Here is a 15,642-nt window from a genome sequence, read left to right on the forward strand (position 1 = left end):
TCATGTGAGCGGCCCGGCCATTTGGGACTATCGAGCCAATAGCTCGAACGGCTTGGATTGGGACAGATCTGCCGTTCGCACGGCCATGGTTGCGCGGCGGCTTTTGACCCCACAGCAGTCATACGAAACGCCCTTACTCCATCGGGCCATGAGCTCCCGGAAGTTGGGATGGAGCGAACAGCCGTTCGGCGACAAAATCTACAAACAACCGTGTCTTAGGTGCGAGGTACCGGCTAGGCGGCCAAAGGATTCGGAACGTGCCTCCCCCGCGTAATGCATCGTCCAGCACACAGACCAGCGCGCCGCGCTCGACCTGTTGACGTACCGCGAACTCGGGCAGGCAGGCGAGCCCCAGTCCACTTTCGGCCATGCAGATCAAAGGCTCAATCGTGCTCGCTACCGCGGTGGCCGGCAGCGTCGGTCGCGTGTCTCCGGGCCAGACGAGAGGCCATTCGTCAAGCCTCCCCGTGCTGGGAAAGCGATGACGTAGACAGCGGTGCACCGCGAGTTCGGGTGCGCTCACGGGGATGCCATAAGTGGCCAGATAGTCGGGCGAACCGACCAGACGAAAGCGGAACTGGCCCAGCATGCGGGCCATCAGCCGGGAGTCGTTCGGCTCGCCGGTTCGGATGACCGCATCGAAGCCCTCGTCGATCACGTCGACGATGCGATCGGTAAAATCGAGATCGAGTTCGACCGCAGGCCAGGCGCGCATGAACGCGGTCAGCGTTGGCATCATCAGCATGCCGACCAGCGGCAGGCTGATCCGCAGCCGACCGCGCGGCGCGCCACGAGTGTGCGACAGCTCGAGTTCCGCCGCCTCCATCTCGGCCAGGATGCGGCGAGAGCGTTCGAGAAATAGTGCGCCCTCATGCGTAAGCGTGACAATGCGGGTGGAGCGATGGAACAGCCGAGTGCCCAGCCGATCCTCCAGCCGGGCAATCGCCTTGCCGACTGCCGACGCGGAAACGCCGAAGGCCTTACCCGTGGCGGTAAAGCTGCGCGTCTCTGCCGCCTGCACGAACATCGCGAGCACCCCCAAGCTATCCATCCAAGCTTCCTATTGCGGACTATTCAGTCCGGAGTATTTCGCATTACAGCCCGATTATAGCAAAACGGGAACTCGCTATTTCCGTCCTGCACCGACAATGGATCAGGACAGTATGGCGACGACGATCGATACGACGGTACGGGAAGAGGCGCGTTTCCCCTGGTCGGCCTTGCTGGCCTTGGCGATGGCAGGGTTCATCACCATCTTGACCGAGGCCTTGCCCGCCGGGCTGCTCCCGCAAATCGGCGAGGGCCTCTCGGTGTCCCCGTCAATGGCGGGGCAGATCGTCACGATCTACGCCATCGGCTCGTTGATGGCAGCAATACCCCTGACGGCAGCGACACAAGGCATGCGGCGCCGGCCGCTCCTGCTGGCCACAATCGCCGGTTTCGGGATCGCCAACACGATCACAGCATTTTCCTCATCCTACCCGCTGACGATGACCGCCCGGTTCGCGGCCGGGGTGTCGGCCGGGCTGCTATGGGCGCTGCTGGCCGGTTATGCCGCCCGTATGGTGAGCGATCGACTGCAGGGTCGCGCCATTGCCGTTGCCATGGTGGGTACGCCCTTGGCGCTGTCGCTGGGCATTCCGGCAGGCACGCTCCTCGGCGGCGTGATCGGCTGGCGCGCCTGCTTCGGGTTGATGAGCGTGCTGACGCTGATGCTCATCCTATGGGTGCTGGCAAAGGTGCCGGATTTCGCAGGCCAGGCCACGGCACAACGCCGCACGCTGTGCAGCGTGCTGGTCATTTCCGGCGTACGCCCGGTCCTGATCGTGACGCTGGCCTTCGTACTTGCCCATAACATCCTCTACACATACATCGCACCGCTTTTGGCGGCGATGGGCATCCTTGGGCGGATCGACCTCACGCTGCTTTTCTTCGGGCTCGCCTCGCTCCTCGGCATCTGGATCGTCGGTGCTCTGATCGATCATCATCTGCGCGCGCTGACGCTCAGCAGCGTCGCTCTGTTCGCGATCTCCGTGCTGGCCCTTCGCCTCGGTGAGGGCGTTCTTCCTGCGATCTACGCAGGCGTCGCGCTCTGGGGCCTCGCGTTCGGCGGTGCGGCGACCCTATTCCAGACCGCGCTGGCGCGCACGGCGGGTGATGCGACCGATCTTGCCCAGTCGATGCTGGTGACCGCCTGGAACATGGCGATCGCCGGCGGTGGGATCGTGGGTGGCATCCTGCTCGATACCATCGGCGCTTCGGCCTTCGTGCCGGCAACACTGTGCCTGCTCGTCCCCACCTTCGTCGTCGCGTGGAGTGCCCGCACACGCGGCTTCCCCACCAGCATCGGCGCGGACTGAACAAACGGAGGCGATGGAGCAAACCTAGGATCGTGTCGCCTAGGTCAACTGACCGCTTCCAACGAAAGCTGCCATGTATTTCCCAGCCCTGGACGGCTTAAATTGGTCGATAGCGACCTCCCCCGCCTCGCCCGAGGTGACCCAAAGCCGGACATACAGACCGCCCATTCCGGTTCCCGAAACCGGTCATTCGTTCATGTCCCTATCAACCGCTTTTTATGTTGCGAGCTAATCATCAACCGCGCACTGAGCGGCTGCTCCCATTCAGCTCCCGCGCACGCCAGATGCTGCCCCGCGCGGGGCCCCTCAGCGAAAAATGACGTTCGCCCGATTCCCGACGCTTGCCGATTTTGCAATCAACTCCTAGTACTTCTGTAGGAATAGGAGATATTATGGTTCGCGGGACGGTCGGTTTGTGCATTTTGCTCCTTTCCGGATGTCATTCGGCCGAGCAGCCACGCGGCAATCGGACGCTGACGGCCACGATCGGCTACCCCGAGCCCCACACGGTTTTCGCGCCCGGCGGCGGCGGCGGCGGGCCGGCCTTCACCAGCAGCAAGGTGCTGGAACGCCTCGCGCGCTATAATGCCGACCAGACCTTTTCGCCGGTGCTGGCAGAGCGCTGGGTGATCGCCCCCGACGCAAAGAGCATCGATCTTGTCCTGCGCAAAAACGTGAAGTGGCATGACGGCAAGCCGTTCACCGCCGAGGATGTCGCATTCAGCGTGCGTGATTATTGGAAGAAATATTATCCGGACAGCATCCTCGATTTCCTTGAGGACGTGACGGTCAAAAGCCCCACCGAACTGACGATTCGTTTCAGCCGCCCGGTTCCCGAATTCAGCCTCCTGAAGCTGATGGCAGGCCCGGCCAATTATGTGCTGCCCAAGCACCTCTACGAGGGCAAGGACATCCTCCTGAACCCGGTCAACAATGCGCCGGTCGGCACGGGGCCTTGGAAGTTCAAACAGTGGGTGCGCGGCAGTTACGAGGAGTTCGAGAAGAACCCCGATTACTGGGTACGCGGCGAACCGAAGCTCGACAAGCTGATCGTGCGCTGGTGGCGCGAGCCGGCCTCCCGAGCGGCGGCATTCGAGACGGGCGAACTGGATGTCGGCGTTTCCAATCCGGTGCCGCTCGGCGACGTCCAGCGCCTGCAGAAGAATCCGAAGCTGAACGTGTCCTTCCAGGAGGAAGGCCTCGCCGTCTCGGTTTATTTCAATGTCCACAACCCGGTGCTGTCGGATCGGCGCGTGCGACAGGCATTGCTGCACGCAATCGACAAGAAGTTCATCGCCGACACGATCTATCACGGGCTCGCCAAGCCCGCGACCGGCCCGATCCTGAGCTCCGACAAGCTCTATTATACCGACCAGCTGCCCCGTTACGATTATGATCCAAAGCTCGCCGCGCGCCTGCTGGACGAGGCGGGATATTCGGTGAAGGCAGACGGCACCCGCTTCCGCGTCAATCTCGTCGCCAGCGGCTGGTCCGAAGAAAATGGCAAGGTCGGCAGCTACCTGAAACAGGTGCTCGGCGATCTGAAGATTCCGGCGATCCTGCGGGTGCCGGATCGGGCCAATTCGCTGAAGGCCCTTTATACCGATTATGATTTCGACATCGCCTATTCGCAGGGCGGCGGCACGCCGGACGAACCGGTGCCCGAGCTGGCGCTGCTCTATACGAAGGCCGGTATCTCGAAGGGCCTGATCTTCCGGAATGCATCGCGCTACACCTCCCCCGCGATGGAGGATCTCGTCGGCAAGATCACCGTCGAGGTGGACCCTGCGAAACGCAAGCAGCTGATCCAGGCATTTGCGCGTCTCGCCATGACCGATGTGCCGGAGGCGCCGATCGTGGAGTGGCCAGCCCATATCATCACGCAGCGCGATGTTCGCATCAACTCGCAAGCTGCCGCCTTCTACACCGATTCCTGGGGCAGCGCGACGAAAGGAAAGTAGTCGCACAGTCATAAAAAGATCAGCTTGCCCCAGCGATAGAGATATTTGCCAAGCAATCTCCTACCAATTTGGTGGGATATATATAAACCAAAATAAGATCCGCTCGGATTATAACAATAATTGATCAGATACGATTCTGCATTGGTCGCGAAAGGGATTTCGCGGGCGGCCTCGCGCTGCCTTACAAAGGTGGGAATGATATGAACACAACTCTACTTGCACGAACAATCTCTGTCGGATCCCTGACTGTCGGGTTACTTTGGGCTGCAACCGCTGCGAACGCCGCGACCCCAGGAACCGCCGCAGCGGCGCCCGCTCCGGCCGATACTCCGCAGATTGCCAAGGACGGCGAAGGGCTGGCCGATATCGTTGTCACCGGTGAGTTCCGCAAGGAAGAGCAGCAGCATAGCCCGGTTGCGATCTCCGTGGTTTCCAGCGAGACGCTGACGTTGAAAGGGCTCGAAAATCTGCGCGATATCGCGACCCGCATTCCGGGCCTGTTCGCATCGCCCACCGCACTCACCCACAGCACCGTCAGTTACTATATCCGCGGCGTCGGCGAGACGGACTCGATCGCGAACCAGACGGTCGGCACCTATGTCGACGACGTCTACATCGCCCGTCCGATCGGCGGTACGTTCGAACTGAACGACGTTGAGAACATCCAGGTTCTGCGCGGTCCACAGGGCACGCTGTACGGCCGCAATTCCAGCGCCGGTGCGATCAAGATCACCACCGCCACGCCGGGCAACGAAACCCACTATTTCGCCGAGGGCACGCTCGGCAATTATAACTCGGTGATCATCCGGGCGGGTGCGAGCGCCCCCATCGTCGAGGACAAGCTGGCAGCCAGCATCTCCTACATTCACCGCCAGCGGGACGGCACCGTCCACGATGTCACGCTGAACAAGGACGTCGGCAAGCTGAATTCCGATTATATTCGCGCGAAGCTGAATTTCACGCCGACTGACCGGATCGCGTTCCTGCTCACCGGCGAATATTTCCACGACGCCAGCGATCCGACGCCGCTCATCAACCGTAATCAGCCGGGTGGCGTGGACCCCAATCGCAATTACAGCGATGTCGCGATCTACAATCGCACCAATCTCGGCGGCGTGTCGCTGCGCGGCACATTCGAGCTGAGCGATACCAGCACCATCAAGACGGTGACGGCGTTCCGCGCCTTTCGTCAGCCCGGCCTCTACGATCAGGACGGCAGCGCGACGCTGATCAACCGGACCTATTCGTTTCACCGCAACGAGAATACCTCGCAGGAAATCCAGTATCTGCTGGAAACAAAGCGCCTGCATGCCGTGGCGGGCGTGTTCGCGCTCTACGACAATTTTCGCTCCTACCGGACCAACTACAGCCCGTTGGCCAGCAGCAGCCTGCTTCCGGACCGGACGAGCCTGCAGAACAGCAAGGAGCGAACAAAGAACATCTCCGTCTACGGCCAGGCGACCTACGATCTGACGGATGCCCTCCATGTCATCGCCGGTGCCCGCTACACGCACGAAAGCCACAATTTCGACTTTCAGGGCAACAACAACAATGGCCTGACCGGCGCGGCGCTTCGCTATCTGCCGTCATTCTATACCGTGCACGTGCCATATGTGAGCTGGAACTCGTTCACGCCGAAACTGGGCGTGTCCTATGATCTGAACGCGCGCAGTTCGGCTTATGTCACCTACTCGAAGGGCTTCAAGGCGGGCGGCTTCGACGGGCGCGCCAACAGCCAGGTCGCAGCCGTATTGCCCTACGATCCCGAGACGGTGACGACTTGGGAAGGCGGCATCAAGACCGAGTTTCTCGATCGCAAGGTGCGTACCAACGTCGCCGTCTTCCACAACAAGATCAACGGCTATCAGGCAACCGCGCTGGACGAGAATGCGATCCAGCACCGCATCAATCTCGGCGAAGTGCGCACCCAGGGCTTCGAGCTGGAAGCGACAGTCGCCCCGCTCCGCCGGCTCATCTGGCAGAGCAATGTCAGCTTCCTCGATTCCAAGGTGCTCACCACCGGCGGCGCGGCCAGCAACAGCACGACGTTCCTCGGCAAACAGGTCACCAATGCGCCGAGGTGGCAGTATTTCACGTCGCTGGATTACGATCTGCCGATCAAGGCGGCCGGCACCTACAGGGTCGGCGCGGAATTTTTCTATCGCAGCCAGATCTACACCGACGGTCCGAACACCTATGCGGCGCGCGGCGTACCTCAGAAGCTGGTCAACCTGTCGGCAAGCTACACGACACGCGGCGGGCGCTGGCAGTTTTCGGGCAATGTCAGCAACCTTCTCGACAAAAGGTACGATCAGGGCGGCACTGCCGGCGACGGCATCACCACGATCAATGCCGCCACCTACAACGAGCCGCGCCTTTGGTATCTCCGCGCCCGCTTCAATTATTGACGGGCGGCGGCCAATCGCTATTCCCAGTTAAACGATAGGATTAGGGAAATATCCATGGAATATGTCCGGCTCGGATCTACCGGGCTGAAAGTCTCGCGTATCGCCTTCGGTTGCTCCAGTTACGGCTCGACCGACTGGATGCCGTGGGCGCTGCCCGAGGCTGAGGCTCTGCCCTTCTACGAGCGCGCGATCGAGAGCGGCATCAACTTCTTCGACAATGCCGATTCCTATTCGACCGGTCTGGCCGAAGAGATTTTCGGGCGGGCGATCGCCAAGATCGGCGTGCCGCGCGACCGCATCGTCATCGGCACAAAGGTTTTCGGGGCGATGGGGCCGGATGTGAATCAGCGCGGCCTGTCGCGAAAACATATCCGCCATGCGATCGACGACAGCCTGCGCCGGCTGGGGGTCGACTATGTCGATCTCTACCAGATCCACCGGCTCGATCCGACCACGTCGCCGGAAGAGATCATGGAGGCGCTCGACGATGTCGTGCGGGCCGGCAAGGCGCTGCATATCGGCGCCAGCTCGATGTACGCGTGGCAGTTCGCCAAGCTCCAGTCGATCGCCGAGAGGGCCGGCTCGGCCCGCTTCGTGACGATGCAGAACCGCTACAACCTTCTCTACCGCGAGGAAGAGCGGGAGATGGTGCCGCTGTGCATCGATCAGGGCGTGGGCATCATCCCCTACAGCCCGCTCGCGCGCGGTCTGCTCACCGGGAGCCGCCGGCGGGGCACCAAGCGGTCTGAAGTGGTCAAGGATTTCACACGCCCCGAGGACGAAGCCGTGGTCGATCGCGTGCTGGCCGTGGCCGAACGGCGCGGCGAGAGCCCGGCGCGCATCGCGCTCGCCTGGCTGCTCTCGCGTCCCGGCGTGACGGCACCGATCGTGGGCGCGACGAAGCTCTCGCACCTGGACGATGCGATCGCGGCGCTGGAAACAAAGCTTTCGCCCGAGGAGATTGCGGAACTGGAGGAGCCCTATGGCTGCCAGCCGCCGCAATTCGATCGCGCGACGGTCCCCTCGCACAACCATGCCGCCGCCGCAGCGTTGGCAGCGGCGCGCGGCGAGGCCTAATCCGACCATGGCGCAGCCTGCGACCGCGACGGGATTGCCGACGCCCTATTCCGATCCGCTGCGCTTCGAGGGCGCGGCGGCGGCCGCCCGGTCGCGGTTGCTCCTCGTCGCCCGTCGCGCGGTCGTGCGGCTGCTCACCCATGTCCTGCCCCTGATGCTGGCGGTCACGGTCGGGGCGTTCCTGCTGATCCATTCCGCCAAAGGCAGCGTCGTCGACGTGATGACGTCGGAGATGCAATTGTCGGATCCGGCGACGATCGCGCACCTGAATGCGGTCTACGGGCTCGACCAGCCGCTGCTGGTCCAGTTGTTGCGCTACATCTGGTCGGTCGCGCGGCTGGATCTCGGCTTCTCCTATCGGCAGGGCATGTCGGTCGTCTCAGCGATCATGCTGCATCTGCCGGCGACCCTGCTGCTGATGGCCGCCGCGATCCTGGTGGCGGCATCGATCGGCATCCTCGGCGGTGTCGCCGCGTCGCGCCGGCCCAACGGCTGGCTGGACCGTTCGATCTCGGTCGCGGCAGTGATGCTGTTCGCTGCGCCGAGTTTCTGGTTGGGCATCCTGCTCGTCGTGCTGTTCTCGGTCCATCTCGGCTGGACGCCGGTTGGCGACATGCGCACGATCGGCCTCGACGACAGCCCGCTGGCAAACCTGCTGGACCTGCTCCACCATCTCGCATTGCCTGCGCTCGCGCTGGGCCTGCACAAGTCGGCCATCTATCTGCGCGTCACGCGCAACGCGATGATCGGCACCGGGCGCGCCGATTTCGTCCGCACCGCCCGCGCCAAAGGCTTGACCGAGCGGGCGATCACTTTCCGCCACGTGCTGCGCAACGCGATGATCCCGGTCGTCACGGTGATAGGCCTACAGTTCGCGACGGTGCTGAGCGGCAGCATCGTGGTCGAGGCGGTGTTCAATTGGCCAGGCCTCGGCGGCTTGCTGTTCGATTCCGCGATGGCTCGCGATTATCCCCTGGTGCTGGGCATCGTCATCATTGGCTCAACGATCGTGATCCTCGTCAACCTGCTCGTCGATCTCGTCTATACATGGCTAGATCCGCGCATGGCTGACCGGTGATGCGCCTGCTTCTCTCGCTGCGCGCCGCCGGCCTCACTGCGTGGATCGGGCTGGCACTGACCACGCTGGTCGTCGCGGCGGCGCTCACCTCGCCGTGGATCTTCCCCGGCGATCCGCTCCGCATCGTCGGCCCCGCTTTGGAATGGCCGGGGCAGGATCCGCGCTTCCCGCTCGGCACCGATGCGCTCGGTCGCGACATGCTGGCAATGATCGCGCACGGAGCGCGGACTACGCTCATCATCGGTCTCGCCGCCGCAGGCACCGCGCTGGTGATCGGCGTGACGGTGGGCGCGCTCGCGGGCTATTATGATCGCGGCATCGGCCCGCTCGCCAGCCGTCTGATCGAGCTGTTCCAGACCATACCGGGCCTGATCTTCATCCTCGCCATTACCGCCTTTCTCGGCGCACGGATGCAGTTCATCATCCTGTCGATCGGCTTCGTGTCGTGGGATCCGATCGCCCGGCTGACCCGGGCTGAATTTCTGGCTTGGCGGCGGCGCGACTTCATTCTCGCCTGCCGCTCGATGGGGATGGGCGACGGCCGGATCATCCTCGGCGAGATCCTGCCCAATGCGCTGGGGCCGATCTTCGCGGTGTTCACCCTGTCGGTGGCAGGTGCGATCTTGCTGGAATCCGGCCTGTCCTTCCTTCAGCTCAGCGACCCCAATGTCTCGACGTGGGGAAGGCTGATCGGCGACGGGCGCGGGCTGATCCGGACCGAGTGGTACGTGTCGGCGCTGCCGGGCGTGGCAATCGTGCTGACCGTCGTTGCCCTTAGCCTGATCAGTGACGCCGCCAATGACGGCCTCGCCGCGCGAGGGAAGGGTCAATGACGGGCACGATCGTCGCCGAACTGGACAAGGTCTCGACCGCGGTCGCCACGCGCCAGGGCCAGCTGCCCGTGCTGGAAGAGTTCGATCTCGCGCTCCGCCAGGGAGAGACGGTCGCCGTGGTCGGCGAATCCGGTTGCGGCAAGTCGATGGCGGCGCTCACGCTGATGCGCCTGCTGCCGCGCGGAGAGGTGGATGTATCGTGCGGGGCCGTGCGTGTTGCCGGGCGGGACATCACCACCCTGCCCGATCGCGAGGTCGCACGTCTGCGCGGCCGGGAGATCGCGATGATCTTCCAGAACCCGATGAGCGCGCTGAACCCGGTGATGACGATCGGCCGCCAGCTGGAAGAGGCGATCGCCGTCCACGATCCGCGCCCGCGCGCGGCTCTGCGCGAACGGGCGCTGGAACTGCTGCGCATGGTTGCGATCCCCGATCCGGAGACGCGCCACGGCGAATATCCGCATCGGCTGTCGGGTGGCATGTGCCAGCGCATCGCGATCGCGATGGCCATCGCGTGCTCCCCCCAATTGCTGATCGCAGACGAACCGACGACGGCGCTCGACGTCACGATTCAGGCGCAGATGCTGCAATTGCTGCAGCGGCTGAAGGACGCAACCGGCATGGCGATGCTGTTCATCACGCACGATCTCGGCGTGGTCGCCGAAATGGCCGATCGCGTGGTCGTCATGTATGCGGGCCGCAAGGTGGAGGAGGCGAATGTCGCCGATCTCTTCGCCCGGCCGCTTCACCCTTACACCCAAGGGCTGATGGCGCTGACCTTGTCGGCCGGCCAGCCGCGCCAGGGCCGACTGCCGGAGATTGCCGGCATGGTGCCACCGCTCGGCCAGCGACCGGCAGGCTGCACCTTCGCGCCGCGCTGCCCCCACGCCTTTGTCCGTTGCCGCGAACAGGCGCCTCCGCTCGCCGATCATGGCGGCGGCCACAAGGTCGCCTGCTGGCGCGCCGAACAGGAGGACGACGCCCGTGTCACTCCTCTCCGTCACTGATCTGCAGGTTCACCTGCCGACGAAGCGCGGCACCGTGCATGCGGTCAACGGCGTCTCGCTGGACGTCGGCTATGGCGAGACGGTCGGCCTGATCGGCGAATCCGGCTGCGGAAAATCGACGTTGGGCAAGGCATTGACGCGGCTTGTGCCCTCAACCGCCGGGACCATCGCGCTGGAAGGACAGGATCTCACCCGGCTGAACGAACGCGCGTTGCGGGCACTGCGCCCGAAGGTCCAGATGATCTTCCAAGACAATTACAGCGCACTCAACCCGCGCCATAGTGTCGGCCATAGCATCGCCCAGCCGTTGCGCCTCGCTGGCTGGTCGCGCAGCGCCGCACGAGCCCGCGTCGAGGATCTGCTCGGAAAGGTCGGTCTGTCGCCAGATGCCGCACAGCGGTTGCCGGATGCCTTTTCGGGCGGACAGCGCCAGCGCATCGGGATCGCTCGCGCCATCGCCGTGAACCCGAAGCTGGTCATCTGCGACGAGCCGGTTTCGGCGCTCGACGTGTCGGTTCGCGCGCAGGTGCTGAACCTGCTCGGCGATCTGCAGACCGAGCTTGCGATCTCCTACCTGTTCATCTCGCACGATCTGGCGGTGGTCGAGCATATCGCCGACCGTATCCTCGTCATGTATCTCGGCTTCGTCGTTGAGGAAGGCCGTCGCGAGACGTTCTGGCGGAGCCCGCTGCACCCTTACACGCAGGCTCTGCTCGCCGCCGTTCCCGCCGCCCGGCCCGATGCCGCCAAAGCGCGCGACAAGACGTTGCTCGCCGGCGAGCTGCCCAGCAATCTTCACCTGCCCGAAGGCTGCCCGTTCCAGGCCCGCTGCCCGCTGGTCGAGGCACGGTGCCGGGTCGAGCGGCCGCGCCTGCGCGACGGCGCCGGCGGCAACCGCGTCGCCTGCCATCTTGCCCCCGCTGCCGATGCGGCGCGGCCGGCGCCCACCCCTCAACCGCCTGCACTCCGCATCGTCGGCACGCGGCCATAACGTCCGGGAGATCCATCTTGCCCTCCACCGTCATCACCACGCGTCAAGGTTGGATCGAGAATGCCGAAGGCTTCCTCGACGCGGTTCATTCCGCATTGGTCGAAACGATTGGGGTGAAACCCGACGACCGGACGCTGCGCCTGATCCAGCTGCCGCCCTATGCGCTGCCGTTACCGCCCCGGCGCGGCGAGCGTTACGTGTTGGTCGAGATCAGCCTGCTGCCGACACGCACGGTGGAGGAGAAGCAGGCGCTCTATGCCGCGCTCCGCCGCAACCTCGAAGCGTTCGGCACGGCCGCCGGTGACGTGAAAACCATTCTCCATGAGGTTGCTGCGGAGAATTGGGGCTGAGTACGCATCGGGTGGGCGCCAGCACGGCGACCGCCAGCTCCGCAGGCTATGCGGCGTTCGCCCATCCCGAATTCCGCCTGTTCTTTTTCGCGCGGCTTGCGAACAATCTCGGAACGAACATCATGCTGCCCGCGCTCGGCTGGCAGATCTACGCGCTGACCCACGATGCGCTGGCGATCGGGATCATCGGCGCGGTGACGTTCGTGCCGGTCGCGATCATGACGTTGCCCTCGGGGCAGATCGCCGACCGTCTGGAAAGGCGGGCCGTCTATCGATCGTTCCAGATCGTGCTGGGCGTCGGCGCCCTGATCCTGCTGGGATTGAGCTTGGCCGGCATCCGCGCGCCGCTCGGTTATTATGCCGTCGCGGCGTTGTTCGGCGCGGCCAAGACCTTCTCGGCGCCGGCGGCCAGCGCATGGATGCCGCACCTCGTCTCCCGCCGCGACTTCCCCAATGCCGTCGCGTGGATATCGTCCGCATTCCAGCTCACCAACGTCGCCGGCCCCGCCGTGGCGGGCCTGATGCTGTACGTCTCGGGCACGGCGGCGGCTTATGGCTTCGCAGCCTCGTCCTATTTCGCCTCGTTCGTGCTTGCATCTCTGATCGCGACGCGCAGCCGGGGTGGCGATACGCGTCGTGCAGGGCTGGGACATCTGTTCGGCGGCCTCACCTACATCTGGAAGAGCCGGCTGATCTTCGCGGCGACGACGCTCGACCTGTTCGCCGTTCTGTTCGGAGGCGCAACGGCGTTGCTGCCAATCTACGCCGACCAGGTGCTGCACGTCGGCGCGTCCGGCTTCGGCGTGCTGCGTAGCGCGCCCGCTGTCGGCGCGGCGCTGACCGGATTGTACCTTGCCCACCGCCCGCTCCGCAGCCGGGTTGGCGCTTTTACGTTCATCGCCGTCGCCGTGTTCGGGCTGATGACGATCCTGTTCGGGCTGTCGCGCTGGTATCTGCTGTCGGTCGCGGCGCTGATCATACTCGGCGGTGCCGACATGATGGGCGCCTTCATCCGATCGACGCTGGTTCAGCTTGTCACCCACGACGACATGCGCGGGCGGGTCAGCGCGGTGAACATGGTCTTTTCCAGCGCCCGCAACGAATTGGGCGACATGCAGTCGGGCTTTGCCGCCTCTTTGATCGGGGTTGTACCGGCGACGGTGGCGGGCGGGGGCGCGGCACTCGGCGTCGCTGCTTTGTGGGCGTGGCGCTACCCCGTCCTGCGCCGGATCGATCGCTTTCCGGGGATGGATGCGGAGACGGAAACGCCCTCCGCGTCCTGATCCCCGGCAGCGCGGCTTCTAGCTCGGCCCCTGCGCCGGTGCGGTCGCCGGGAAGCGCGCGCCGACCGTGCCGCCCAGCGGAAAGGCTGCCTCCAGCTCGGCGACCGTTGCGGCATCGAGGGCGATGTCGTTGGCCGCCCAGTTGCTCTCGAGATGGCGGATGTGGCGCGTGCCCGGGATCGGGACGACACCCTTCGACAGTACCCATGCCAGGCTCACCTGCGCTATGCTGTTGCCGAGGCGTGTCGCGACCGCCTCGATCGCCGCGCGGCGCTTCGCATTTTCGATCGCCGCATCGCCATGGAAGCGGGGGTGATTCTGGCGCACGTCCTTATCGTCCTCGGCACCGTTCGCCCCGGCGAGGAAGCCGCGCCCCAGCGGACTGAAGGCCACGAATTTGATGTCCAACTCCCGCACCAGTGGCAGGATCTCCGTCTCCACATCGCGGGTCCACAGCGAATATTCGCTCTGCAATGCGGCGATCGGATGCTCCTGATGCGCGCGCCGGATCGTCTCGGCGGTGGCTTCCGACAGCCCGATATTGGCAATCTTGCCTTCCTGCTTCAGCCGCGCAAGTTCGCCGACAGTCTCCTCGATCGGCACCGTCGGATCGATGCGGTGGACGTAGTAGAGGTCGATCTGCTCGACGCCGAGCCGCCGAAGACTGCCCTCGACCTGCTGGCGGGCGTAAGCCGGATCGCCGTTCACTCGGCGAGAACCGCCGTCGCTGCGCGGTACGATGCCGAACTTGCTCGCGATGGCCAGCCCGGTACGCCGTCCCCGGATCGCCTCGCCCACCAGCCTCTCATTGTGGCCAGCCTCGCCATAGACGTTTGCCGTATCGATCAGGGTGATGCCAAGCTCGATCACCCGATCCAGCGTCGCACGGGATTCAGCCTCGTCGGCGTGGCCGTAATTATGGGACAGACCCATGGCGCCGAAGCCCTGGGAAGTGACGTCGAGAGTACCGATCAGCGGCATGCAAAATCCTCATGGAAGGCCAGGTTTCAGCCTGCGTCCAAAGACCGCAGAGCCGCAGAACGCGGCGATTTCAAAAACCATATTGAACCTATAGGATATAGGGGTTATCGCAGCAACCCTCGCGCTTTCGCGATGCCCGTCGCCAATCCGGATCTCTCGCATGACCGCTGCTGACTCTTCGTTCCGTTCTCCCCGCCCGCTCGTCTTCGGCTATGATTATGCGCCCTTTGGCAGTCACCCCGCCGCCATCACGGGCAGCAGCCAGGCCGATCCTTTCGATCCGTCCTACGTGACCGGCGTCGCCCAGTTGGCGGAGGCCGCCGGGTTCACCTTCATTCGCTTCGGCGATCGTGCCCTGGATCGCGGCGGCGTGGACTCCGTCCTGCGGACCGAGCCGATCACAACGGCGTCCTTCGTCGCGACACGCACGTCGCGGATCGGCTTCGTCGTCACCGCCAACACCAGCTATCATGAGCCGTTCAACGTCACCCGCCTGATCGCCTCGCTGGATCACGTGACCCATGGACGCGCCGGATGGCAGTTGCTGACCGCTACTGAGCGGGCCGCGGCGGCATCTTTCGCAACTCTTGCTGCGCCGGGCGACGATCATCGCGCCCGCGCTGCCGAGACGATCGTGGTCGCCCGGAAGCTGTGGGACAGTTGGGGCGACGCGGCGTTCGTCCGGGACAAGGCAACCGGCGCCTATGTCGATGGGACCAAGATTTCTTCCATCGAGCATGAAGGTGACCTCTTCCGTGTGAAGGGCCCCCTCAACGTCGCGCGTTCGCCGCAGGGACATCCGGTCCTCGCGATCGAGGTCGTTTCCGATGAAACCGCCGCATTCGCAGCACGTGAGGCCGATCTGGTCCTGCTTGGAAATGACGAGGGCAACTGGGCCGATATTGTCCGGCAAGAAACCCGGCGGATCGGGCGTGACCCGGCCGCCATCCGTTTCCTCCGCCGCTTCGCACCCGTCATCGCGGAAACGCGAGAAGACGGGCAGGCCCTCCTGGCTACGCTGGAACAGGCAGAACCCTCCCAAGGCGGCACCCGCTGGATCGCCGGCAGCCCCACCGATATCGCCGATATCCTTGCCGAACAGGCCGATCGCGACGGTCTCGACGGCTTTCTCTTCCAGTTCGCGCAGGCGCCGGATCAGTTGCAGCGGTTCGCGGCGCTCCTCGCGCCCGAACTCAGGCGCCGTCACCTGCTTGTCGATAGCGCGCCCGGCGCGACGTTCCGCGATCGGCTCGGCCTCGCCCGCGTCGCCGACCGGTTCGCCGCCTGATATTTCCCGTACACATCGAAAGCGC

13 protein-coding genes are annotated in these 15,642 nt (G+C 64.4%); 11 read left to right on the plus strand and 2 right to left on the minus strand.

Features of this window, described 5'->3' with window-relative positions:
* Positions 1–133: 133 nt before the first annotated feature.
* Entirely contained in the window at positions 134–1,051 is a 918-nt protein-coding gene (locus tag HL653_RS05715) for a LysR family transcriptional regulator (protein ID WP_171743663.1), read from the minus strand.
* A gap of 112 nt (positions 1,052–1,163) precedes the next feature.
* Here HL653_RS05715 and HL653_RS05720 point away from each other — a divergent pair, with 112 nt between their 5' ends.
* The 10 genes from HL653_RS05720 to HL653_RS05765 all read left to right on the plus strand — a co-directional run bounded on the left by HL653_RS05720 (position 1,164) and on the right by HL653_RS05765 (position 13,348).
* Positions 1,164–2,360 (plus strand): MFS transporter, encoded by a 1,197-nt coding sequence (locus HL653_RS05720; protein ID WP_171743664.1) that lies wholly within the window; start codon positions 1,164–1,166, stop codon positions 2,358–2,360.
* 341 nt (positions 2,361–2,701) lie between these two features.
* On the plus strand, positions 2,702–4,321 hold the full coding sequence (locus HL653_RS05725) for an ABC transporter substrate-binding protein (protein WP_171743665.1): 1,620 nt from the start codon (positions 2,702–2,704) through the stop codon (positions 4,319–4,321).
* 200 nt (positions 4,322–4,521) lie between these two features.
* The gene (locus HL653_RS05730; protein WP_171743666.1) at positions 4,522–6,729 is read left to right on the plus strand and encodes a TonB-dependent receptor; all 2,208 of its coding nucleotides are present in this window, start codon (positions 4,522–4,524) and stop codon (positions 6,727–6,729) included.
* A gap of 54 nt (positions 6,730–6,783) precedes the next feature.
* Entirely contained in the window at positions 6,784–7,806 is a 1,023-nt protein-coding gene (locus HL653_RS05735; RefSeq protein ID WP_171743667.1) for an aldo/keto reductase, read from the plus strand.
* 7 nt (positions 7,807–7,813) lie between these two features.
* Positions 7,814–8,884, plus strand: a complete 1,071-nt coding sequence (locus tag HL653_RS05740; RefSeq protein WP_171743668.1) for an ABC transporter permease — start codon at positions 7,814–7,816, stop codon at positions 8,882–8,884.
* Positions 8,884–9,717 (plus strand): ABC transporter permease, encoded by an 834-nt coding sequence (locus HL653_RS05745; protein ID WP_171746800.1) that lies wholly within the window; start codon positions 8,884–8,886, stop codon positions 9,715–9,717. Before HL653_RS05740 ends, HL653_RS05745 begins: the two co-directional genes overlap by 1 nt.
* On the plus strand, positions 9,714–10,724 hold the full coding sequence (locus tag HL653_RS05750) for an ABC transporter ATP-binding protein (RefSeq protein WP_171743669.1): 1,011 nt from the start codon (positions 9,714–9,716) through the stop codon (positions 10,722–10,724). Before HL653_RS05745 ends, HL653_RS05750 begins: the two co-directional genes overlap by 4 nt.
* Positions 10,702–11,715, plus strand: a complete 1,014-nt coding sequence (locus HL653_RS05755) for an ABC transporter ATP-binding protein (protein WP_171743670.1) — start codon at positions 10,702–10,704, stop codon at positions 11,713–11,715. The genes HL653_RS05750 and HL653_RS05755 overlap by 23 nt, the downstream gene beginning before the upstream one ends.
* A 17-nt stretch (positions 11,716–11,732) precedes the next feature.
* Positions 11,733–12,065, plus strand: coding sequence for a tautomerase family protein (locus tag HL653_RS05760; RefSeq protein ID WP_171743671.1), 333 nt, complete (start codon positions 11,733–11,735; stop codon positions 12,063–12,065).
* Between the two features lie 11 nt (positions 12,066–12,076).
* Positions 12,077–13,348, plus strand: coding sequence for an MFS transporter (locus tag HL653_RS05765; protein WP_171743672.1), 1,272 nt, complete (start codon positions 12,077–12,079; stop codon positions 13,346–13,348).
* Between the two features lie 18 nt (positions 13,349–13,366).
* Here HL653_RS05765 and HL653_RS05770 read toward each other — a convergent pair whose 3' ends face one another.
* Positions 13,367–14,329 carry an aldo/keto reductase gene (locus tag HL653_RS05770; protein WP_171743673.1) on the minus strand — a complete coding sequence of 321 codons (963 nt, stop codon included), beginning with the start codon at positions 14,327–14,329 and terminating at the stop codon, positions 13,367–13,369.
* Positions 14,330–14,489: 160 nt separating this feature from the next.
* On the opposite strand from HL653_RS05770, the gene HL653_RS05775 reads away from it, so the two are divergent.
* A complete protein-coding gene (locus HL653_RS05775; protein WP_171743674.1) occupies positions 14,490–15,617 on the plus strand; it encodes an LLM class flavin-dependent oxidoreductase in 1,128 nt (375 codons plus the stop codon).
* Positions 15,618–15,642: the final 25 nt, after the last annotated feature.

It is taken from the genome of Sphingomonas sp. AP4-R1, assembly GCF_013113735.1.
Lineage (GTDB): Bacteria > Pseudomonadota > Alphaproteobacteria > Sphingomonadales > Sphingomonadaceae > Sphingomonas_I.

Bases quoted from the DNA above. Each gene is read 5' to 3' on its own strand.
- HL653_RS05715 (WP_171743663.1), bottom strand. From the start codon at position 1,051: ATGGATAGCTTGGGGGTGCTCGCGATGTTCGTGCAGGCGGCAGAGACG.
- HL653_RS05720 (WP_171743664.1), top strand. From the start codon at position 1,164: ATGGCGACGACGATCGATACGACGGTACGGGAAGAGGCGCGTTTCCCC.
- HL653_RS05730 (WP_171743666.1), top strand. From the start codon at position 4,522: ATGAACACAACTCTACTTGCACGAACAATCTCTGTCGGATCCCTGACT.
- HL653_RS05735 (WP_171743667.1), top strand. From the start codon at position 6,784: ATGGAATATGTCCGGCTCGGATCTACCGGGCTGAAAGTCTCGCGTATC.
- HL653_RS05740 (WP_171743668.1), top strand. From the start codon at position 7,814: ATGGCGCAGCCTGCGACCGCGACGGGATTGCCGACGCCCTATTCCGAT.
- HL653_RS05745 (WP_171746800.1), top strand. From the start codon at position 8,884: ATGCGCCTGCTTCTCTCGCTGCGCGCCGCCGGCCTCACTGCGTGGATC.
- HL653_RS05750 (WP_171743669.1), top strand. From the start codon at position 9,714: ATGACGGGCACGATCGTCGCCGAACTGGACAAGGTCTCGACCGCGGTC.
- HL653_RS05770 (WP_171743673.1), bottom strand. From the start codon at position 14,329: ATGCCGCTGATCGGTACTCTCGACGTCACTTCCCAGGGCTTCGGCGCC.
- HL653_RS05775 (WP_171743674.1), top strand. From the start codon at position 14,490: ATGACCGCTGCTGACTCTTCGTTCCGTTCTCCCCGCCCGCTCGTCTTC.